A 22,963-nucleotide genomic window follows, 5' to 3' on the forward strand; every position below is an offset into this window, starting at 1 on the left:
TTTCTCTGCGTATATCCTATTGACCTCGCATCTACTTTAATAACAATAAAATCTGTTCCATCACTACAACTGCCAACGCCATCAGAATTTCACACATTTGTAGGAAATACCCTGCCAGATCTCCGGTGACCCCGCCGAATTTGCTGATACACATGTGATGATAATACCAGAATACAAGAAGTGCCATAATCACCGCTGCTGCCCCGGACCATTTCCCCACCACAATCATGAGTGCACTAAGTACGATCAAATATATCATGAGCGTTCTTCGATTCACTCTTTTTTCCGCACTTTCTGAAAATGTTGCCACAAGCCCCTGTCCTTTTTTTCTCGCCTGTGGAAAACAGATAACCGAAAGTCCACTCAATGTACGCGACAGCATAAAGCTAATGGCGATTACTTTCGCTGCATGAGCTGTAAGCATAGAATAAATCCCCGCGTACGCTAAAAAATATACGCTGCAGGAAATAATTGCAAATGCTCCGGCATGAGAATCTTTTAAAATCTCCAGTCTGCGTTCCATCGGCTGATAGGAACTTAAAGCATCCTGTGTATCCAAAAAACCATCCAGATGAATTCCGCCAGTAATAAAGATGGGAATCAGCACTAATAAAATCGTCAAAAAAAGATTACTACTGCCTGGTATTCCAGAAGATAACGTTTCCTGCCTGTCAGCCAGCCAGCCTCCTGCCTGATAGACAACCCATGACGCCAGACCGATAACAGCACCCACCCACGGAAAAAAACACATCGCAAGCGACATATTTTCATCTGTCCATTCACTTTGTGGCATGGGAATCTTGCTGTACATAGAAAATGCAATTTTAAAACTATTCCACATTTTTTTCATACTACTTTGTAACCTTCCTATTTCTATATCCCATCATAGTTGGGACTTTTGCTCCAACATCATTTTACTATTTGCTCATTTTATCTTAATCGGGATTCCATAGACAACTTCTGTTACCTGATCTGCCATTTTTCCAAGCTCCTGATTGATCTTTCCGAGAAGTCCGATATATTTTTTTGTTTCTTCTGAATAATCCTGCAAATCACTATGCACTTCGTTCGTCACAATCGCTAATCGCTCCGTCTGTGTGTTCAAATAACGGATTCCTTCTACAATCATCTCCAGAACCACTTCATCCTCTGCAAGGCTTCCATCTTCCTGATATAGCACATCCGCCAGTAAATTGGAAACGCACTCTAACAGAATTCCTCCTGTTTTAGCATTCTCCTGATTTTTTTCGTTCCTACAAGTTTTATTGATATCTAAGATACTTTTACTTCTCTTCCACCTTTGGATAGAATCATCAAGCGTCCTCAAATCTCCATAACACTCCAGCGTCTGAAATCCTTTTCCGGCGCGCATCTGCCTGTGGCGTTCAATCTTCTTTTGTGTCTCTGCACCAAATGGACGCATGGTCGCAATATACAGATATGGGCATATCGCTTTTTTTTCTTCGCTTTTCTCCGGTTTTCCGGTCAGCCACATTTCCGCATAGGCAGATTTTCCACTTCCACTGCCCCCGGTTATTACATGCATCATCATTTTATCCCCAGACTTTCTTTGAATATTCTATTTATCTCCTAATTCTTCATAGTCGTCAATGTGAATATCGGAAAATGTACTCATTTTCTCATATACAGCCAACGCCATATCCAGTACCGGAAGAAATGCAACAGCTCCTGTCCCTTCTCCAAGACACATATCACAAGTCATAGATGCTTCCCTCCCAAGTGCCTTAAGAAGAATATGCATTCCCGGCTCTTTGGACACATGAGACACAATGATATATTCTCTGACGTTATTGCACATTTGCACTGCTGCAAGTGCCGCTACCGCTGAGATGAAACCATCCATAATTACTGGAACGTGGTAATACGCTCCGCCCAGATAAATTCCAACAAGTCCGGCAAGATCAAATCCTCCTACCTTTGAAAGTACATCTACCGGATCATCTGCATTTGGCTCATTTTTTGCAATGGCTGTTTTGATAGCACATATCTTTCTTCTAAGACCAGCACTGTCAAGTCCGGCTCCTCTCCCGGTCATTGTCTCCACTGATTCATCTAAAAGGACACTCGCCACTGCACTGCTGGTCGTTGTATTACCGATTCCCATCTCTCCGGTCGCAAGTATCTGATATCCTGCTTCTTTTTTCTCTTTCATAAGATGCACTCCTGTCAGGATTGCCTGAAGCGCCTCTTCTCTTGTCATTGCAGGCTCTTTCACCATATTCTTTGTTCCATAAGCAACTTTATAATTCGGTACTCTTGTATCACGAACCATACCAATGTCTATCGGAAACAGATCTACCTCTGCACTCTGACACATAATCGCGGCGCTGGTAGCTCCTTCCAGAAAATTCTCTGCTACAATTGCAGTTACTTCCTGTCCGGTCTGTGTCACACCTTCTTCCACGACACCATTATCTGCACACATAGCTATCAGTGCACGATTCTTAAGTTCAACCTCGGCATTTCCAGTAATTCCGGCAATCCGGATAATATGCTCTTCCAGCTTTCCAAGGCTATGTAATGGCTTTGCGATAGAATTCCATTTCTTCCGGGCAGTTTCCATAGCCACATTGTCCAGATTTTCGATTCCATCTATAATAATTCCAAGTTCCTCTTCCCTTGTCATCTATTAATAACCTCCTGCTTCTTAGCTTCTTATCCCTCTTGTCTATCCTGACATCATGCCTGTTAATCTTTTTCTTTATATCTTCTGCACGCACCTGCAAATGCTTCTGCAACTTGTGGATTTCCCATATAATGAATATGTGGATATCCTGCCAATATTGTATCTGTACTGATCATACACTCCCATCCCCTCGTGGACATCGGTTTTTTCGCTGTAAATGCATGACCACATTCTTCTGATTCGTAATAATGAAATTCATGTGTTGTAATGTTTCCAACATTATGACCAAAAACTGTCCCTTTGGATAATATAATATATCCAAACCTTTTCAGTTTTTCTGTCTTATAGCTTTTTCCAAAAAGTGCTCCAACCATATCATATATTTTCCCGTCAGAACCTTCCAGCCGTTCCTGCAAATACATAAATCCTCCACATTCAGCAATACATGGTACTCCCAACATTACTGCATGGCAGATACTTTCACGCATAGAATCATTTTCACTTAATTCTTTCGCATACAGCTCCGGATACCCTCCATAAAGAACAATTCCCTGTATATTCTCAGGCAGGCTTCTGTCGTGTATTGGTGAAAATGTGACAATTTCTGCTCCCAATTTTTTTAAAATCTCCAGATTATCCGGATAGATAAAACAAAATGCTTCATCATGTGCAACTGCAATTCGAATCCCTTTTTGCAAAGTGTCTGATAAATTCAAAAGATGCTCTTTGACTTGTGTATCTTCCTGCATTGCTGATACATTCCGGGCAAGTTCTAATATTCCGTCCAAATCTACGGTATCTTCCATCACCCTTGCCAGATGTTCCAGCTTTTCATCGATTTTCTCTACTTCTTCCGGAATCTGCAAACCCAGATATCTGCTTTCCAGAACACATTCTGATACAAGCGGAACATATCCATATACGCGGACTTTTAACTGTTCTTCTATCATCTGCTTCATCCTTGCATACATCATCGGGGAGATACGGTTTAAAATCACGCCCTTGATATGATGTTCTGTTTCATATTCCAAAAATCCTTTTACAACTGCAACTGCAGAGACAGAGACTCCTTTGCAATCTAAAATCAATATAGCTGGTGTATCTGTTGTATCTGCCACATCCCATGCGCTGGCTTCTTTTGAAATTCCGGCAATTCCATCATAATATCCCATCACACCTTCCAGAACACAGATATCTCTGTTCTTTCCATGAGAAAGAAGTGATTGTCTCACTCCTGTTCTTTTGCACATAAAGGTATCCAGATTGTAACTGTCGATTCCAAGCACTTTCCGGTGGAACATCGGGTCGATATAATCTGGTCCACATTTAAATGCAACACAATTAAGACCACGATTTTTCAGAGCCTTTAATATTCCACATGTAATCATCGTTTTTCCACTTCCACTGGATGCGGCTGTCAATAATAATCTTGGAATTGCATTACTATTTCTGTTATTGTCTTTATCATCTATGGGCTGCATATTTTTTCTGTTTAACTCCTTGTTCAAAGTCCGGCCGTATAATTAATCTAATTCAAAACTTACAACATAAATCGGATTCTGTCCTGTCATCATATGATAACTTCCAACTACTTTAGATTTTGCAATATTGACCTGCACGATTTCATCATTTTTAATCGGATATTTTCTGCAATATTCCAGAGTCTGCGCCAATGTCTCCAGTGAAATAGCATTTAATACCACTCTTGCCTGTGGATTCTTTTTCCTGATAAGCTCCAGAATCTCTTCCAGCCGTCCTTTACTTCCTCCGATAAATACACAGTCTGGTGCCGGAAGATCTTTTAATATTTCCGGCGCACTGCCTTCAATAACTTTTATGTTGCTCACTGCAAATTTTCTGGCATTTTCCTCAATAAGACCAGCTGCCTCCGGATTGATTTCCACTGCATAAACCTGTCCGTCTTCTGCCTGAATTGCAGATTCCACAGATACAGATCCGGTTCCCGCCCCGATATCATATATAATATCCGACTTCCTGATCTTCATTTTTGAAAGACTGATGGATCGCACTTCCTCTTTTGTCATTGGAACATCTCCACGGATAAATTCTTCATCATTCATTCCATGAGTCACCGCATTTTCTCCACCATATGGATTGGCAATGAGCACCGCTGCAAGATTGTCTCCATCATAATCCAGGAATTCTGACACATTTCCTTTTAAAATCTGCTCTCCCTCATAAGTAAGCTCTGCCCCGACTGCCATGTTACAATCTCCAAGTCTGGCATCGATCAAAGTTTTTGCAAGCTTACGGACATCTGCTGCAGAACCTGTCAGTGTAAACGTATACTTATTATTTTTCACAGCTGCAAGAAGATTTTCCTCTCGTCCATGAATGCTGACAAGTTTTATGTCTTCCCATGGAATCTGAAGTTTTGCGCACAAACTGGAAACTGTAGAAATTCCCGGTAAAATCTCTGTCTTTACACGCTCAGGCTCACCACTTTTTTTCAGCCTGTCACGGATCGTTAAAATCAATTTCTTTGCACCACTGTAAAAGCCAGGATCTCCTGACAGTACAACTACTATATTTTCATCTTGTGGATGACTGAAAATATAATCCGTAATTTCCTCCGGTTTGTAAGCTGCAAATGTCTGCTGTCCTTCTTTTACAACAGATTTTAACATACGTGATGCACCGATCAGTACATCGGCTTCCTCACATGCCTTTTTAACTTCCACAGTCATTGAACCTTCTGTTCCCATTCCGATTCCTGCAAGCGTCACTTTTTGCATTGTTTTGAAATGATACTCTTCTTTTAACAGATCAATGATTTCTTCATAAGTATATCCGGACTCTTCTTTCTGACGGCCCAGAACGATGATTTTCACACCAGCCTTTTTCGCTGCATTATATTTTTGCAGGAACCCGCCAATATTTCCCGAATCCTTTGTCACCATATAAGAAATGTCATAGCTCTTCATAATTGCATAATTCATTTCCACCGAAAATGGTCCCTGCATACAGATCAGATTCTTTCCGGTAAACCCAAGCTGTTCACACTTATGTGCCACTTTCGCTGTTGAAAGCACTCTCGCATAAACACGTTTTTTGTAATCTGTGAGATTCTGAAAAGCTGCCAGTTCTTTACTTCCTGTCGTTGCCAGAATATTTCCTGTCGTCTGCTCCAGATATTCAATTGCCTCTTCCATGCTATCCACATAAATGCAATCTGACTTTTCAGCTCCTGTATCCCTTAAAATCCTCAAATATGGAACTCCGGCTTTTTCACATGCATTTTGCAGGTTTTCTGTCACTTCTATCGCATAAGGGTGAGTCGCATCCACTACATATGAAGGATGATATTCATTGATAAATTCTATCATCTGATTTTCATCCATCCGTTCATGTGTTGTTGTAATATTACTTCCCTCTGGCAGCAGACTCTCTCCATATTCTGTTGCCACGCAGACATGAACACTGACTTCCCTTTTTACTAAAAATTCTGCCAGCCGTCTTCCTTCTGTTGTTCCTGCATATATTAAAATTTTATTTTCTGTCATATCGATATCCCCTTGGTGTAACCATTTTATCTTTAATTATTTTTGTCATTTTATTCCCTATATAAACGGTAGAAAACATATCTACCTCGGTATTTCGTAGCTCTTTCAGTGTCAGTATGTTCATACTTTCTTCTTCTCTTGCAATATTTCTCACAATACCGCATATAATACTTTCTTCTTTGTACTCAAGCAAAATATCACAAGCCCTTGCAAGATAATCTTTTCTCTTTTTGCTGGAAGGATTATATAAAGCAATCAGAAAATCCGCCTGTGCTGCCGCCCGAAGTCTCTTTTCAATCAGTTCCCACGGTGTCAGAAGATCACTTAAACTGATCATACAGCAATCGTGTCCAAGAGGTGCACCAAGCACTGCTGCTCCCCCCATTGCTGCTGTCACACCCGGAAGAACCTCGATCTCGACTTCCGGATATTCTTCTCCGATTTCATACATGAGTCCTGCCATTCCGTAAATCCCGGAATCACCACTGCACACCATAGCTGTCACACGCCCTTTTTTTGCCTCTTCAAATGCCAGCCGGCATCGCTCCGGCTCCTTTCTCATCGGCGTTGTCATAAATTCCTTTTCCGGAAAATATTTTTTCATAAGATCTACATATACTGTATACCCGACAATCACATCACAGCCCTTTAGCGCTTCCACCGCTGCAACCGTCATCTGCTCATAAGCACCAGGTCCCATTCCAATCACATATACTTTATTCAAAATCCACACTCCATTTCTCCACTGCCACAGCAACTGTCACTCCTTCGTGCGCTGTCTTGTGTACCAGAATTTTTTCCCCTCCGGCACACATAGCACTTCTTTCACACACATTATCAACACCTGTGGTCTGTTTTACAAATTCAGATCCTGTAAATTTCCCTTCTGCCTGTTCCAGCTCTTCTTTCGAAAATGTCTGAAACGGTATGTCATATTTTTCACAGTATGTACATAGTCCAGGCTCTTCCTTCTTTAAATCAATGCTTGCTGCAAGTTTCACTGCTTCCGGAAAAATCCCATAATCCTCAAGCACCTGTGTTACATGCTTTTCAATCTTTTCAGCATCAGTTCCTTTCTTACAGCCAATCCCTAAAACCACAGCTTTAGGAATCAAATACAACACCTGTGTTCCGCTTCCTGCAGGTGCATCGTTTTTACAGATTCCTATGTGAATCTTTAAAGTCCTTGAATCACATTTGTCTGACTCATGTATGAATTTTAATTCTTTTGGAATCTGTCCTATGACAGAGCATTCTGGTTCTATCTCTGCTAAAACTTGTTTGCCAGCCAAAATATCTGCAGATACGAGTTTTGCCAGTTTCATATCTTCTATATATAATCTATTTTTCTTTGCAAATATGTCAACCGCCCACTTCTGATTCAAATCTGTTGCTGTTGTGATCACGGCCTCCATGGAAAGCATTTGACTGAGTTTTTCTGCAAGTTCATTGGCACCTCCAATGTGTCCGGACAAGATTGGAATACAGTACTTTCCAAGCTCGTCTATAACCAGTACAGCCGGGTCTTCTTTTTTGGACACTACAAATGATGCAACTGCCCGAACTGCAATTCCTGCTGCACCTACATAGATCAAAACATCAGATACTTTCCAATGTTCTCCGGTCCATTCTTTCAGGCTTCCCTCATAAGAATCTGCCTCTTCTTTACATTTGACATTCTCTGCTACAAGCCAGTCTTCTGCCGACAAAGCTTTCCTGACTTTTCCAGCCGTCTTTCTTCCGTTTGCAGTAAAGCTCAGAATTGCAGCTTTCATCTAAGAATCACTTCCTTTCCGGAATTCAGTTGTGAATCCCGGATCATACAACTTTGACCGTTCATAATGACTGTGAGTCACTACATTTCCCACAAGGATCAGTGCAGTCTTTGTAATCTGATGTTTCCTTGCTGTCTCCACAAGTGTATCTATCGTACATACATATGCCTCTTCCTCCGGCCATGTTGCTTTGTACACAATTGCTGCCGGCGTATCTGATGCATATCCTCCGGCAAGCAGTTCTTTTACCAGCTTTTCCAAAAGACCTGTACTTAAGAAAAGAACCATCGTTGCACCATGTGCAGCAAAACTCATGATCTTTTCCCGCTCAGGAACCGGAGTCCTTCCTTCCGTTCGTGTAATAATAACACTCTGTGACACCTCCGGAAGAGTATATTCCAGATTCAGTGCTGCCGCCGCTCCACAAAATGAGCTGACTCCAGGGCAGGAATCATAATCAATTCCTTTTTCATCAAGAATGTCCATCTGCTCACGGATTGCACCGTAAAGACAAGGATCACCCGTATGAAGTCGTACGGTCATCTTATCTTCTTTTTCTGACTTTATCATAACCTCTATGACTTCTTCCAGTGTCATATAGGCACTATTATAAACTTCGCAGCCTTCCTTTGCATATTCCAGCAGTCCTTTATTGACCAGTGATCCAGCATAAATGATTACATCTGCTTCTTTAAGATATCGTTGTCCTCTTACCGTAATCAGATCGACCGCTCCCGGTCCTGCTCCTACAAAATGTATCATTGATTTTCTTCCTCCCACAAATGCATCAAAGTATCTACCTTGCTTGTTTTTCCCAAAATTCCATACACATTTGAATATAAAATTGCCCCAACAGGCATCTGATCTGCCATGCGGTATTCCATATATTTTTCAATGGATCTCATGATTTGCCCGATTGTAGCTTCTCGCTCTTCTTCACTTAAAAGTGCAAGCGCATCATCGGTCGTCACGCAATCCAGAACCGCTCTGGCGCGATCTGCGGAAAATCCAGCCCGTAGCATTGCCGTTGCCAAAAGATCCATACGGCAGTCTGCCCATCTGGAATGCGTATTCATCACTCCACCTGATACTTTGATCAGCTTTCCGATATGTCCGGCAAGTACAAGCCCTTGAAACTTACAATCTGCTGCCATATCCATACTCTGCCCTATATAATTACTGCATTTTACTACATCTTTATCCTGAATTCCATATGCTTCCCGCAGAAAATCCAGCCCATAATTCCCTGGCGCCATAATGAGATAGTTCTTTCCCCCTGCACGCCTGACCTTCATCTCTAATTCAATCGTATCAAGCAGAGCCTGTTCACTCATCGGCTCCACGATTCCACTTGTTCCCAAAACAGAAATACCGCCTTCAATTCCAAGTCTCGGATTAAATGTTTTCTTTGCCAGTTCTACTCCCTGCGGAATGGATATCTCTATTTTAATTCCGCCGTCGTACCCATACATTTCACACGCCTCTTCGACTTCTCTTAAAATCATCTGCCTCGGCACTCGATTAATTGCAGCATTTCCTACAGGCTGATCCAATCCGGGCTTCGTCACCCTGCCGACTCCAATGCCTCCGTCCAGGACTATACCAGATTTTATTCTGCTTACTTTACTGTATACTAAAATTCCATTTGTAATATCCGGATCATCTCCACTGTCTTTTCGTACTGCGCAGGAAACAGATTCTATATCCGGATTACTTTTATTATATTTATTAAATTCTTTTTGAGCCTCAGCGATCTTCAGTGTCAACACTTCTTTTCCTGGTAAAGACACTGTGACCTGATCTACGCTGACATTTCCAAGAAGCATTGTGACCGCGGCCTTTGTTGCTGCCTGTGCACACGTTCCTGTGGTATATCCTCTTCGGAGTTTTTTCGTCATAGTTTTTTACCCTTCCAGTCTGAAATTCTTGAATTCATCATCGTTCGCTCTCTTCATTCTACCTATCTGTGTGAAGGTTGTCAAATCATTTGCCACTTCCATCTATTGTCTTTTTCTTTCAAGAATGCCAAGGTTTTTATTGATGCCAGACTTTTCAATATCCGCGTGCCGAAATCTACATTCTGTGATACAATAAAGCAAGCAAAGAAAGGAGCCATTTTTATGTCAGAACAAAAGCAGCGCGTCTATGACGCCTTAAACAAGCTCGGAATTAAATATGAAGTCGTAGAACACGAACCCGTACACACAATGGAAGACATGGACCGCCTCGGTCTTCCTGAGAAAGGAACTCTGTGCAAGAACCTGTTTCTCAGAGATGCAAAAGGAAAACGTCATTTTCTCATTACCTGTGATGAAAATGCTAAAGTAGACTTAAAGTCTCTTGGCAGACAGCTCGGTGCCGGAAACTTAAGCTTTGCCTCAGAAGAACGTCTCGAAAAATATCTCGGGCTCAAACAGGGAAGCGTATCTCCATTCGGTCTCATGAATGATACCGACCATGCAGTCGAATTTTTTATTGATAAAAACTTAAGCAAATGCAAAAGTCTGGGAATTCACCCATTGGAAAACACAGCAACAGTATTCCTCTCCTTTAAAGATCTGGATAAGTTCCTGTGGAATCTGGATGTAGATGTGATGAAGATTAAATTATAACCAATAGGCAAAACGATATGAGGTTATCTTTCACTGGTAACCTCATTATGTCATATTATTTAACGTTAATTTAACGATTCAAATTTGTTTTTATATTTACATATTGTATTATCAAATTACATATGCTATAATGCCAATAGGCAAAACGATATGAGGTTATCTTTCATTGGTAACCAAAAAGCTGAAGGTGTGTCAGACCTTCAGCTTTTTTATTCCTACTTTTGGCAATGGGAAGGCTTAACCCCACAGGCTAGTTGCCCTCTACTTATCCCCGTCTAACCATTTGTTGATGCGGTGGCAAACCACACCAGCCACAACAGTGATAATAAACGATATGAGTACTTCTTTCACTGGCAACACCCCCTTTCTACGCTATATAGAGGGTAGCAACAGTGTTATTATATCATGTTTCATCCAATATTTATAGTATTGTTTTTATACAATCAACATGGCGTCTCCGAAAGAAAAGAAACGATATCTTTCCTGTACTGCTTCTTCATATGCTGCCAATACGTGTTCTCTTCCTGCCAGTGCTGATACTAACATAATCAGTGTTGACTCCGGCAGATGGAAGTTCGTGATCAATCCATCTAAAATCTTGAATTTATATCCCGGATAGATAAAAATCTCTGTCCAACCACTTGTCGGTTTCAAATGTCCGGTCTCGTCCGCTGCCGATTCAATAGTTCTGCAGCTTGTCGTTCCAACACAGATAACTCTGTGACCGGAATCTTTTGCGCGGTTGATCTTCTCAGCTGCTTCTTCGTCCACCTGATAGAACTCAGAATGCATATGATGATCTGTAATCTCATCTACCTTTACAGGACGGAATGTTCCAAGTCCTACATGAAGTGTCACTCTCGCAATGTCAATGCCTTTTTCTTCTATCTCTTTTAATAATTCCGGTGTAAAATGAAGTCCCGCTGTCGGTGCCGCTGCGGATCCGGTATGCTTTGCATAAACAGTCTGATAACGATTCTTATCTTCCAACTGATGTGTAATATACGGAGGCAGCGGCATCTGTCCGAGCTGGTCTAAAATCTCTTCAAAAATTCCTTCATATTCAAACTTCACCAGACGATTTCCTTCTTCTACGATTCCAACGACCTCTCCAACAAGAAGACCTTCTCCAAATACGATTCTTGTTCCAACTTTTGCCTTCTTACCGGGCTTTACCAGTGTCTCCCAGATATTATTCTCTTTTCTCTTTAATAATAAAATCTCAATCTTTGCTCCGGTTCCTTCCTTCGCTCCAATCAGTCTTGCCGGAATAACCTTGGTATCATTGATGACAAGACAGTCTCCTTCTTTCAGATATCCTGTAATTTCTTTAAATATATGATGTGAAGTAGCTCCCGTCTCCTTGTCAAGGACAAGAAGTCTGGAACTGGAACGATCCTCAAGCGGATCCTGCGCGATTAATTCCTCTGGCAGATCATAATAAAAGTCCTGACGTTTCATGATTATAAATCCCCTTCCTGTATGTTTTCTTCTATATTATCTTCTACTTCTTCTTTGTTTTCTTTTATTTCTGTTACATTTTCACCTGTAGTCCCGGTTGTTTTTTCAGATTCAGCTTGTGTAAACTCCTTTTTCACTTGCCCGGCATCACTCACGAAACTATATCCTCCATCTGGCACAGCTCTATACGGTTGTCCTGGCTGTGACTGACTCTGCACTTGCACATTTTCCTGTACATAATTCTGTGTCTGCACTGGTTCTCGCGGCTGTACAGACATCTGCGGTCCTGCCGCACTCTGATACTCTGGATACATTTTCACTTTTTTCTCATAGACAACTCTTGTGTCGCAGAGCATATCGTGAAAGCCCCGTTTTTCCTTATCAATTCCCACAATAATATATCCAATCCAGATAGATATTCCACATAAGAATCTTCCGACAGTCTCCCGGTATAACACATCCACAAATGAAAGCTTTTCATTTCTGTCAGCAGGTACTACTCTAAGATTCATCAGTCGTTTCCCAATCGTCGTTCCAGTACACCATGTCAATAAAGCAAAATACATGACTTTGAAAATATACAGCACAATATCTTTTAATGAATAATGAAACAATACATTTTCATCCAATATTGTACCACTGATCAGCGCTCCGATTCCAATCCATGCAAGACGCACAACGAGAAGTCCAATTGCCACAATGACGCTGTCTATCACATATGCTGCTAAACGCACCCAGAACCCGGCATAATTCTCATTACTGTAACTGTTCTGCATAATACATCAGCACCCCGCTTTCCTTCTCTTCGGCAGTTTCCTTTAATATCTGTGCCTCAGATTTTGGAACAAGCTTTTCTGCTTTACTAAATATTGCTGCCAATATGCTTTCCTCACTGCTCGGTGTATAGAACTCGTCTACTCCAAGCTCCGAAGCCATCTGATTCATTACATCCTGGTAAGTTGCGATCTCATCAATAAGCCCATTCGCTTTTGCCTGTTTTGCAGTGTAAGTGCGTCCGTCTGCCAGTGCTTTTACCTGGTCTGCCGACATATCTCTTCCGTCCGCAACAATATTTACGAACTCCTGATAACACTCATCGACCTGTGACTGGTAAATTGCGACCTGCTCGTCTGTCAGCTTGGAACTGTCCTTGTTCACACCACTCGTAATACTGACATAACGAATTCCAAGTTTCTCATAAAGTCCGCTCATATCATACCCTGACATAATGACACCGATAGATCCTGTAACCGTATTCTTATTCGCATAAATCTTATCTCCGGTTACAGACGTCATGTACCCGCCAGAAGCTGCATAATGCGCCATATAAGTCCAGATTGGACGGCCTGTCGTCTCTTTATATTCTATCAGCTTGTCATGAAGTTCTTCCGACTCATAGACCGCTCCGCCTGGAGAATCCACATACAGCAGAATCCCTTTATTATCTGAATCGTCCATAAGATTGTCAATATAATCCATCGTTGTATTGTGCTGATATCCAGACGATGTATCCAGTACACTGCTCTGCGTCTGCTCCTGAATCGTCCCCACTACATTCACAACTCCAATATAATCATCTGCCGGCGGATCAAATTCCAGTTCTCCAGCCAGCATCGTTGTCACATCTTCTGCCATTGTATTTGCAGATAAAGTATTCGTCAATACGCTTGTAACACCTGTCACAATAAATACAGCCCCAGCCACAACCAGACCGATTATCTGTTTGTTCTTCATCTTTTTTTCTCCTTTAAGTTCTAAATCTCCATAGCTTTTTTATTGTAACATATGAAGGATTGTTTTTCAAAAAATAATACATTTAACGCGTAGTAAACCTCGAATTTACTACGCGTCCTGCTATTTTGCTAACTTTATTAATTCTTCGATTCTTTTATTACATTCTCCCACCGGCACATCTGTTACAATAACTCTCTTACACTTTTTCATCACTTCAACTGCTCTTGCAAATGTCTCATCACTAATCTGCCGGAATGGTTCTTCTGTAATCACTTCCACTGCCAGAAGTCTTGCAAGCTGATAGTCAATATCATTCTTGTAGAGGATTCCTGCTGCAAATGGAATGTGTTCTTTCTGTAACTGTCGATAAATTGGGATTCCGCTTCCTCCGGACGAAATTACAAATACCTCTGGTTCTCCTTCTATCTTCGGAAGCTCTATGCTTCCAAATACCGGATCAAAAGAACCATTGTCAATTTCATAAAGACTGCGGATTGTATCTTCCTTAAATACCTCTTCTGGCTTTCCATAATGTGCAATGGTATCTCCCTTCACACAGATAATCTTATCCGACACTTTCTGTGCAAGATCAATCTCATGCAGCGACATAATGACTGTAATATGCTTTTTTCTTGCCATACGTTCCAATATTGCAAGTAATTCTAATTTATATCGTACATCTAAAAAAGATGTCGGCTCATCCAGCACAATAATCTCCGGTTCCTGACAAATTGCTCTTGCAAGAAGAACTCTCTGTTTTTGTCCATCACTAATAGCGTTAAAATCGCGGTTTCCCAGATCTTCTGCATGAACTGCCTTCATTGCCTCATCTACGATTTGTTCATCTTCCGGCGTCAGTATTCCAAGCCGCCCTGTATATGGGTAACGTCCTGTTGCCACAATTTCATGACAGGTCATAAGCTCCGTTTTGATACGTTCTGTCAAAACAACAGCCATATTGGAAGAAAGTTCTTTATAAGACATTTCCTGAAGCGACGTGTCATCGAAGAACACCTTTCCTCCAATTAATTTCAATTGTTTTGTAATACTCTTTAAAATTGTAGATTTACCGGATCCATTTGGTCCAATGAGCGTTACAATTTCACCTTTATCAATACCAATATTAATGTCATGGATCAGTGTCTTTCCCTGGTATCCAACAGCCATATCATCCATTTTGAAATAATAATCTACCATGTTACATTCTTCCTTTCTCGCGCTTCACCATCATATAGATGACAATCGGTGCACCAAGTATCGATGTGACTGTACTGATATTCAGCTCCACCGGTGCCAGTGCCATACGAGCGATCAGATCACAGATCATACAGAATACAGCCCCTATAAAAAATGTACCCGGTATCACCACAATCGGTTTTGATGTTCCGAACGCTTTTCTCGTAAGAAATGGAACTGCAATTCCCACAAAAGAAATTGGTCCGGCAAATGCAGTCACACACGCAGAAAGAATACTTGACAGTAATATAATAACAACTCGGAATACTTTAATATTCACTCCCATACTCTGTGCATATGCTTCTCCAAGCTGATATGCACTGATTGGTTTTGACAGTAAAAATGTACACACTGCCGCAATTCCAACTACAACTACAGCTACTTTTATATTTCCCCAGCTCATACCGGAAAAACTTCCCTGTGACCAGCCATGAAGATTTACAATATCAGAATCATCTGCAAATGTCACCACAAAATCTGTAATTGCGGAACAGATATATCCAATCATGATTCCTCCTACCAAAAGGGATGCCATATGATGAATCTTCTTTGACATCAAAAGAATGAATCCCGTCGATATCAACGAACCAATGAATGCTGCCACTACTAATGTGTAAGATGAAAAATGTCCTACATATTTTAAAAATACAATCATAGTCAGTGCGACAGCCATCTTCGCTCCGGAAGAAATTCCAAGTACAAACGGTCCTGCGATCGGATTTGAGAAAAATGTCTGTAATAAGAAACCGGACAGAGACAATGCTCCGCCCAGTAATGCTGCCATGAGGATACGCGGCAGACGTATCTTCCATATGATACTGTACTCTACCGCCTCTCCATCATGTAAAAATAATATTCTCAAAATCTTCGGCACAGAAATATGTACATTTCCCGTATTAATATTCAGCACTGTAATGACAAAAAATGCTGCGATCATACACACAAATACAAATGTATATCTGAATCTTTTTCTGAAATTTTCAGTATGAAAACTTAACTGTTCCTGCTTTGTTTCCTTATTTTGCATATTTCTCCACCAGTTTCTTTTATTTTTTGATCTTTATTTCATCTTTTCAAGAAATGTCATCTGACTGGCATCACCCTCTGTCAGCATCAGATGAATATCTGAAATCAGTTCTCCAACTGTGTCTGTCGCCTGATATAAGTTTTTACCAGTATACCATACATTTCCATCTTTGACAGCTTTAAACTCTGCAAACAGATTGCTCTTAGCTTCCAGATCACCAAGACTACTCACCTGTCCGTCAATGGTTCCGTTGTAAATAAGATAATCTGCATCTACTGCCGTTGCATAAAATTCTTCCATCGTAAGTTTTACAGATGGCGCATTCCCCTCAGAATTCTTCAGATCCTTGAACACATATCTTCCACCGGCAATCTCAATCATAGTCGGAATGTAGTCATCGGATTTGCGGACAACCACAGAACCGTCTGTATTGATGTAAAAATATGCCACTGTCTTCTCTGTATTCTTAAAATCCTTCAGATCTTCGATTACCTTGGCCTGGTCATCAAAAAATGCTTCTGCCTCTTTTTCTTTATTCAACATTGCTCCATAGACTTTAATCCACTCTGTTCTTCCAAGTGGATGTGACTCATAACTGGAATAATCTACAAATACTGGGATATCAAGGTCTTCAATCATCTCCTGCACCTTCGGTGAATGAAGGATCATCGTAGATTCTACTGCCAGTTTGCAATCTCCATCTACAATCTTCTCATAATCCGGTTCACTGTATTTTCCTGCAAATGTCATGGCTCCGGATTCCATTGCTTTCTTCGCACTTTCTATATACCAGCCGGAAGCCTCTAAACCAGAAAATTTCACAGTATCCATTGCATCTAATGCATCAAATAATGACATGATTGCTGTAGCAGCCATATAAATATTCTGAACCGGCTGATGGATGACAACAATATCACTGTCCAGTCCCTCCGGAGCCTCTTTGCCTTCCGGAACGATCAGATACTGCCGTCCCTCATGAACATCAATCAGCTTATATCCATCTTTGTAATAAAATACATCGAATTCCTGCGCATATGTCAGATTCATCGCAGACTCATACGTCAGCCCGTCAATTTGAGGGGCTTCTGCTTTTTTTGAATCATCACTCTTCTCTGAAGAAGTCTCAGTCTTCTGAGCCGCGCTATCCACACTATTCTTACCGCTTTTCACTGAGTTGCATCCTGCAATACTCGTTATAGTCATCGCAATCGCAACGCCAATACATAATTTTCTCTTTATCCATTTATTCATTATTTTGTCAACTCCGCATAAATTTCCTCTGCTTTATCTTCACAGCCAAAGATTGCTCCATAGACTTTCAGCCATTCAGCCTGTGCAAGTTCATCTTCTTCATCGATGGAGCGATCAATAAATACCGGAATATTTAAAGTATCATATTTGCTTAAAATTTCTTTCATTGTATTCAACTGATCTTCCAGAGTCTCTTGTGTCTCTGAATCCTCTTTCGGAAGAATCTCAGTATCCATCACTGTCAGATTACATTCATCTTTTATCAGTTTTTTATAATCAGGCTCGTCATATTTTCCAATACTGTCTACGGATTTATCCTTTAAAGCATTTTTAATTATTTCATTTGTGCAATCCTTCTCTTCACTAGCCACGGCTTTGACCTGATTTAATGCTCCAAGCTGCTCTAGTTTATCTAAAATCACATCTGACGCAACATAGGTCTTATCTGTCGGCTGCTGGATCACAATTGTTTCTTTATCCAATCCTACCGGAATCTCAACACCTTCCGGAACAATCAGATATTTCACAATATTGTTCATATACAGCTCGGATTTATCTTCCTGTTCTGACTGATTTTGGGAAGCTTCACTTGCACCGTCTTCTGTCTGTTCTTCCTCTTTTTTGCTCTGATCTGTAGTCTTTGTTTCAACACGGCCACTCTGAGTCATTTCTGTGGACTGTTGTACTTCCCCAGATTCGTCTTCCTGATTTTCTCTTGGTGTGCCAGACGCCAGATCAATCTCTAATAATTTAATTCCCTGCTCGTATTCATATATTTTAAAATACTGTGCATGGTTTAATTCTATCTCGCCCTGATATTCCAGTCCGATGATACTTGGTGCTTCCTGATCCAATTTCTTACTCTCAGAAGCCATTCCAGCTCCGATAACAGAACTTCCTTCTGCTGCCTGCGCACCTGCAAGATATACAAAAATGCTATATGTAATCTCATGCGCCTGAGACATTGCCGTTGTCATACCGATAATCTTATTATTCTTATTCAGTTCTACCGGAATCTCAAATGTTGTAGAGCCTCCCTGTGATACCGGTAAATATTTACTTCCATTTGCTTTTACATACTGATAATGTGAACTGCTAAATGCAATTGTCGCATATGCCTGGCCACCGGAAATTCTAATCTGTGAACAGGTAATACTAACCTTTCCAGTTCCGCCGGACCATAAAAAGCCATCTGGACTGTATACACCATCGGCCAGTTTTGTAGAAGTATTCACACGACCTGTAGAACCATTTGTATTGGAATCATACTTATTATCAGAACCATTCTGTCCAGAATTATTATTGGAACCGCTGTTATTAGTATTTCCGCCATTGTTACCTGAGCCACTATTATTGCCGTTATTTCCATTGTTGTTGGAGCCACCATTATTTCCGTTGTTGCCATTATCACCAGAATTGCTCTGATCTTCTCCGGCATCTACAGTGTTGGTGTTGAAGTTAAAGGTGATTGTACGATCATACCAATAATACTGCTGATCTTTTCTTGATTTTGCATATGCTGATATTTTTATTGGTACGTTCAACGCTGAAACTGGGATTTTATATGTGTACTTTCCATTTACTTCTACATATGGAATGAATCTTTCTTCATTTGCCTTTTCTGCTTCTGCTGCAGTTCCCATATATAATTTCTTATAGCTTGTTCCGCCTAATGTAATAATTGCTTCCATTCCTTCTGCTTTCTTCGTTAAAGTAGCAGCAACAACATTAAACATACTACTATTAGTTTCAACTTTATATGGACTATCATTTTTGTTCGGATCAAATTCATAATCTCCATTTTCTATTTCTTGAAACTCCATTTTTTCCGAACTAATAGTAATTTTTCGATCATACCAATGATATTGTTGATCTTTTCTTGATTTTGCATATGCTGATATTTTTATTGGTGTGTTCAATGCTGAAACTGGGATTTTATATGTGTACTTTCCATTTACTTCTATATATGGAATAAAACTTTCTTCATTTGCCTTTTCTGCTTCTGCTGCAGTTCCCATGTATAATTTCTTATAACTCGTTCCACTTAATGTAATAACTGCTTCCATCCCTTTTGATGTACTTGTTAATACACAATCTACTATATTAAACATTCCTGAATTAGATGTCGCTTCAACCTTGTAGCTTGCCCCATCAATCAGCTCAACTGTCTTATGTCCCGCTGCCACTTCTTTGCTTTGAACTTCTCCAGCACTGAGCAAATTCGCTCCTGCCACTTCATTTACTGATGTGGCAAGCTCTGGAAAATGAGCTTCTGCTGGCATATCCAAAAACAAATCTTTCTCTGAATACCACTCATTTTTTTCTGTCAGATGTGGTACGAACTGAAGTTTCTGCCCTAAATATTCAGCCTCAGTCTCAAATACAAAATCATATCCGCCAAGATTATTTTTCTCACCTTTTACTTCCGGTGTTTTTTCTGAATCTTCTTTTTTTCCGATATAAATCTTGTCATAGTTCTCATCTTTTGTAGATACTGTTACCTGAATCTTTCCATTCACAACAACCGCTTCCACTTTTTCTGCCTTAAACTCAGGAACAGCCGCTTCCTGCTCCGGTGATTCTTTTTCCTGATTTTTCTTATCGTTCTTCTCTACATTTGATGTAATATTCTGATTACCATTCTCCTGTACATTTTCCTGATTTGTATTATCAGACACCGGTTCTTCTTTAACCGGAACATTATCCTGAGTATCTTTTACTTCTGCCTGCTCATTCTTACCTATTTCTTCCTTCGAATTCTCCGCAGAATTACTCTTCTCATTTGTCTCACTATCTTCCTGTGCTATATTTTCATCTTGTTTTATTTCAACATTCTGAATCTGATCTGTCTCGCTGTTTTCTTCCGCATGCAGAACTGTTGTTGGTGTAACAGACATAGACACCGCCATAAACAGTGCTAAAAATCTCTTAGAATTTCTCTTCATCTCTTCCTTCTCCTTATTCTATTTCATCTTAGTTGTTTGGGACTTTTTAAGAAATATTTACACGAAAATAAAAAACCTTCTACCTGCAATAGCAAAAGATTTCCTGTTCCTTATGTATTTCGGCACAATCAATTACTCGTGATCTGGAATTTCTATTTCCCGTACCAACGGTCGGCAGGTTTCCTGACTTGTAAATCTTACATAGAATCTCCTTCCCAGTCTCCCAGTGGATGTCTAACACAACCTCAGATTCTGTGCTAACACACAATCTATGTATTCACTCACAGTGACGAGTTCGTACAGGTCTTGCACCTGTTTCCCTTTTACCTGTCTTCTAAAAACAGCACCGAACGTTCTTCATAATTTTCCATAACAAATATAACATTTAGACTTGAGAAAGTCAATGAAACCGGGGTTTTATTACAATTCATTATACTTCAATGACATGCTTAAAAAGCTTCCACAGGATTTCTCCCATAGAAGCTTCTTTTTCAATTTATACGCCAAATTCCTCATACAATTTCTTACGATATTCCAAATCCTCCAACGCCTTAATACTATCTTCCTGACGATTCTGCTTTGAAAGCTTCATTAATAAATTAGCAAGCCGTTCTTCCCCTATACGTTCTCCTTCTTTTCTTCCTTCCTCTCTTCCTTCTATTCTTCCTTCTATTCTTCCTTCCTCTCTTCCTCGTATTCTCCCTTCTCTTAAACCTCGCTCTATTGCCTCTTCTTTTACCAGTCTTTCTCTTTCTTCCATCTTCATATACTCGACCTCCACACTTGTACTTGTTTTTATCTCCTGTATACTCTCATGCAGACGGCGAAGTCTTTCATCACATTCCTCTGGAAGTCCATGTTCATTACTCTCAGTAATATAATGAAGAAAATCCACTAATTCTTTCGATACTTCATCTCCATTTTCCCCTTTTGTACTGAGAAATAATTTTGTAACCTCATCTCCAAGTAATAAATCCGGCTGTTCCTTGCAGCGACTTTCAAACGTATAGCAATACTTCTTCATTCCATATGGATCATAGTCACAAATTACAATAATAAACAGCGGTTTTAGCTTATCAAAACCTTTTTCACCGCTTTTCAACATTGGTGCGTCCATCAATGCCTGATAGAATCTGGTTCGTTTTGGAATATTTCCTTCCTTCCGATTCTGCATCTCTACATCAAAAACGCGACCATCTTCAGATTCTGCGACAAAATCCATTCGGATTCCACGTTTTCCCGGAATATTGTGAATAACCTTCTGACCTTCTTTCCACTTGAGGCTTTTTAATCGCAAACCAGTAGATAATTCGATAATTGTCTTGCAATTTTCCAGTTCCGCGGTTGCCACATCAAATAGAAAATCGTCCGTGAGATTCATCTCCTTTAATGGCTTCCATCTGTCTTCCTGCATGATTAAGTTTTCGGTTCTCTCCATACACTTTTCTCCTTGTATTATACCATTTATAGTTATTTTTTCAAACATGGAATATCGGACGAATCTGTCCGTATGATCAGAGCAGAACTGCTCTTAAATTAACTTGATCTTTTTCGAATGTTTGAAGTGGGTATATCATAACATATTCAACATCTTCTATACAATCAATTAATCCTTAATCTTTCCTTAAATCTGTAGAACTTTTTATAAATGTAATTTTTACATGCCGTTTTGTTTCATTAGATATACAGATGTAAATAGATTTATAAATTCGTCTGCTTTACCAAGAAAGGACAGCCATGTGTTTTTTCACATCGGCTGTCCTTTTGACATTTCACAAATATGCTGTTAAACAAAAGCCAGTGACTACAATAGCTTTACTTCTTTAAAAATCCCATGATTCAGCTGATAGCCAACATTCTTAATACACATCTGTCCGGCAAAATGTGCTTTTCCGATCATATGAATGCAGGCCTGTGCATATCCGATTGGCTCTTCTAACTGATGGTCCACAAACTTCGCTTTTTCTGTTCCAATAAGAGCAAGCGTCGTTTTCGGGCAGAGCAGAATCATAGTCTTATCATCGGCAAGCTGCTCTACTTTCTTCAAGAATGGGTACGTAAAATTCACCGTAACAGCTTCCATCATCTTCGGTCCCAGAATATTCACTCCGCCAGAAGAATCTGCATAGCTGATCAAATCTCCCCCGTACTCTTTCACCAGTTCCATATATTTCAAAATCTGATCTCCCAGTTTCCAGAAGACCTTTTCCATCACTTCCGGTTTTTTTCGCATTCCCTTGAACACATATCTTGCATCGATCAGCACATTGAGAATTGTAAATGGTCCTGCCACTTCGAATACAACATGTTCTCCTTCTTCACGAAGTTTTTTACATGCAAGAAGAGTCTCTTGAATTCGTCCTTTCGTGAAATCCATGTCCGGCAGATTTAATATTTCTTCTACATCTGTACAGACATATCCTCCAGCTCTCGGACCTGCAATCTCATTTCCAAGATTTATAATTCCTCCCATAGCCTCTGCCTCTAATGTATGGCAAAATGGAAGTTCACATATAACTGTTTTATCTTTCTCTTTCAACACTTTTGAAAGAGTCACCATTGTATCACAGTATGTGTATGCATCTGGAAATGTTAGTCCCAGTCCTTCTGTCACTTCTGAACGAATTCCTGCTGAATTATCATATGTACAATTAAAATCTTTTATATCTCCCATATTTTTAACATTACCTCTTCGCATAACCAAGATTGGATTTCCTCGCTTTATTCGGGTATTTCCTATCTCATTCGTTT

At 40.2% G+C, this 22,963-nt stretch carries 19 protein-coding genes and 1 riboswitch; of the genes, 1 reads left to right on the forward strand and 18 read right to left on the reverse strand.

The window, feature by feature from the left end; all coding sequences use genetic code 11:
• Positions 1 to 31: 31 nt before the first annotated feature.
• From NQ560_RS10495 to cbiD, 9 genes are all read right to left on the reverse strand, one after another.
• Positions 32 to 850, reverse strand: a complete 819-nt coding sequence (locus tag NQ560_RS10495; RefSeq protein ID WP_005334129.1) for an adenosylcobinamide-GDP ribazoletransferase — start codon at positions 848 to 850, stop codon at positions 32 to 34.
• 75 nt (positions 851 to 925) lie between these two features.
• Positions 926 to 1,552 (reverse strand): bifunctional adenosylcobinamide kinase/adenosylcobinamide-phosphate guanylyltransferase, encoded by a 627-nt coding sequence (locus tag NQ560_RS10500; RefSeq protein WP_005334130.1) that lies wholly within the window; start codon positions 1,550 to 1,552, stop codon positions 926 to 928.
• 27 nt (positions 1,553 to 1,579) lie between these two features.
• Positions 1,580 to 2,647 (reverse strand): nicotinate-nucleotide--dimethylbenzimidazole phosphoribosyltransferase, encoded by a 1,068-nt coding sequence (cobT, locus tag NQ560_RS10505; RefSeq protein WP_005334131.1) that lies wholly within the window; start codon positions 2,645 to 2,647, stop codon positions 1,580 to 1,582.
• A gap of 62 nt (positions 2,648 to 2,709) precedes the next feature.
• On the reverse strand, positions 2,710 to 4,128 hold the full coding sequence (locus NQ560_RS10510; RefSeq protein ID WP_005334133.1) for a cobyrinic acid a,c-diamide synthase CobB: 1,419 nt from the start codon (positions 4,126 to 4,128) through the stop codon (positions 2,710 to 2,712).
• Positions 4,129 to 4,170: 42 nt separating this feature from the next.
• Entirely contained in the window at positions 4,171 to 6,171 is a 2,001-nt protein-coding gene (locus NQ560_RS10515) for a bifunctional cobalt-precorrin-7 (C(5))-methyltransferase/cobalt-precorrin-6B (C(15))-methyltransferase (protein WP_005334136.1), read from the reverse strand.
• Entirely contained in the window at positions 6,158 to 6,895 is a 738-nt protein-coding gene (cobJ, locus tag NQ560_RS10520; protein WP_040015674.1) for a precorrin-3B C(17)-methyltransferase, read from the reverse strand. The genes NQ560_RS10515 and cobJ overlap by 14 nt, the downstream gene beginning before the upstream one ends.
• Positions 6,888 to 7,946: a cobalt-precorrin 5A hydrolase gene (locus NQ560_RS10525; RefSeq protein ID WP_005334139.1), complete on the reverse strand. Its 1,059-nt coding sequence runs from the start codon at positions 7,944 to 7,946 to the stop codon at positions 6,888 to 6,890. The genes cobJ and NQ560_RS10525 overlap by 8 nt, the downstream gene beginning before the upstream one ends.
• A complete protein-coding gene (cobM, locus tag NQ560_RS10530; RefSeq protein WP_005334141.1) occupies positions 7,947 to 8,708 on the reverse strand; it encodes a precorrin-4 C(11)-methyltransferase in 762 nt (253 codons plus the stop codon). It abuts the gene before it with no gap.
• Positions 8,705 to 9,844 (reverse strand): cobalt-precorrin-5B (C(1))-methyltransferase CbiD, encoded by a 1,140-nt coding sequence (gene cbiD / locus NQ560_RS10535; protein WP_005334142.1) that lies wholly within the window; start codon positions 9,842 to 9,844, stop codon positions 8,705 to 8,707. Before cbiD ends, cobM begins: the two co-directional genes overlap by 4 nt.
• Before the next feature lie 222 nt (positions 9,845 to 10,066).
• Between cbiD and NQ560_RS10540 the strand changes: the two genes are divergently transcribed.
• The gene (locus NQ560_RS10540; protein WP_040015675.1) at positions 10,067 to 10,558 is read left to right on the forward strand and encodes a prolyl-tRNA synthetase associated domain-containing protein; all 492 of its coding nucleotides are present in this window, start codon (positions 10,067 to 10,069) and stop codon (positions 10,556 to 10,558) included.
• A 435-nt stretch (positions 10,559 to 10,993) separates the two neighbouring features.
• Here the strand turns inward: NQ560_RS10540 and queA are convergent, their stop codons facing one another.
• The 9 genes from queA to NQ560_RS10585 form a co-directional block, all read right to left on the reverse strand.
• Positions 10,994 to 12,019 carry a tRNA preQ1(34) S-adenosylmethionine ribosyltransferase-isomerase QueA gene (gene queA / locus NQ560_RS10545; RefSeq protein ID WP_005334146.1) on the reverse strand — a complete coding sequence of 342 codons (1,026 nt, stop codon included), beginning with the start codon at positions 12,017 to 12,019 and terminating at the stop codon, positions 10,994 to 10,996.
• A 2-nt stretch (positions 12,020 to 12,021) separates the two neighbouring features.
• Complete coding sequence (locus NQ560_RS10550) at positions 12,022 to 12,795, reverse strand: RDD family protein (RefSeq protein ID WP_005334148.1); 774 nt, start codon at positions 12,793 to 12,795, stop codon at positions 12,022 to 12,024.
• Positions 12,776 to 13,753, reverse strand: a complete 978-nt coding sequence (gene sppA, locus NQ560_RS10555) for a signal peptide peptidase SppA (protein ID WP_005334150.1) — start codon at positions 13,751 to 13,753, stop codon at positions 12,776 to 12,778. Before sppA ends, NQ560_RS10550 begins: the two co-directional genes overlap by 20 nt.
• 120 nt (positions 13,754 to 13,873) lie before the next feature.
• The gene (locus NQ560_RS10560) at positions 13,874 to 14,950 is read right to left on the reverse strand and encodes an ABC transporter ATP-binding protein (protein ID WP_005334151.1); all 1,077 of its coding nucleotides are present in this window, start codon (positions 14,948 to 14,950) and stop codon (positions 13,874 to 13,876) included.
• A gap of 1 nt (position 14,951) precedes the next feature.
• Positions 14,952 to 16,016 (reverse strand): FecCD family ABC transporter permease, encoded by a 1,065-nt coding sequence (locus NQ560_RS10565; RefSeq protein WP_005334153.1) that lies wholly within the window; start codon positions 16,014 to 16,016, stop codon positions 14,952 to 14,954.
• A gap of 33 nt (positions 16,017 to 16,049) precedes the next feature.
• On the reverse strand, positions 16,050 to 17,267 hold the full coding sequence (locus NQ560_RS10570) for an ABC transporter substrate-binding protein (RefSeq protein WP_005334154.1): 1,218 nt from the start codon (positions 17,265 to 17,267) through the stop codon (positions 16,050 to 16,052).
• Positions 17,267 to 20,212 carry a TroA family protein gene (locus NQ560_RS10575; RefSeq protein WP_005334155.1) on the reverse strand — a complete coding sequence of 982 codons (2,946 nt, stop codon included), beginning with the start codon at positions 20,210 to 20,212 and terminating at the stop codon, positions 17,267 to 17,269. Before NQ560_RS10575 ends, NQ560_RS10570 begins: the two co-directional genes overlap by 1 nt.
• A gap of 156 nt (positions 20,213 to 20,368) precedes the next feature.
• Positions 20,369 to 20,578: riboswitch (cobalamin riboswitch) on the reverse strand.
• Positions 20,579 to 20,708: 130 nt separating this feature from the next.
• A complete protein-coding gene (locus tag NQ560_RS10580) occupies positions 20,709 to 21,650 on the reverse strand; it encodes an Rpn family recombination-promoting nuclease/putative transposase (protein WP_233420478.1) in 942 nt (313 codons plus the stop codon).
• A gap of 366 nt (positions 21,651 to 22,016) precedes the next feature.
• The gene (locus tag NQ560_RS10585; RefSeq protein ID WP_040015568.1) at positions 22,017 to 22,886 is read right to left on the reverse strand and encodes a methylcobamide--CoM methyltransferase; all 870 of its coding nucleotides are present in this window, start codon (positions 22,884 to 22,886) and stop codon (positions 22,017 to 22,019) included.
• Positions 22,887 to 22,963 lie beyond the last annotated feature (77 nt).

The organism is Dorea formicigenerans, assembly GCF_025150245.1.
Classification (GTDB): domain Bacteria; phylum Bacillota; class Clostridia; order Lachnospirales; family Lachnospiraceae; genus Dorea; species Dorea formicigenerans.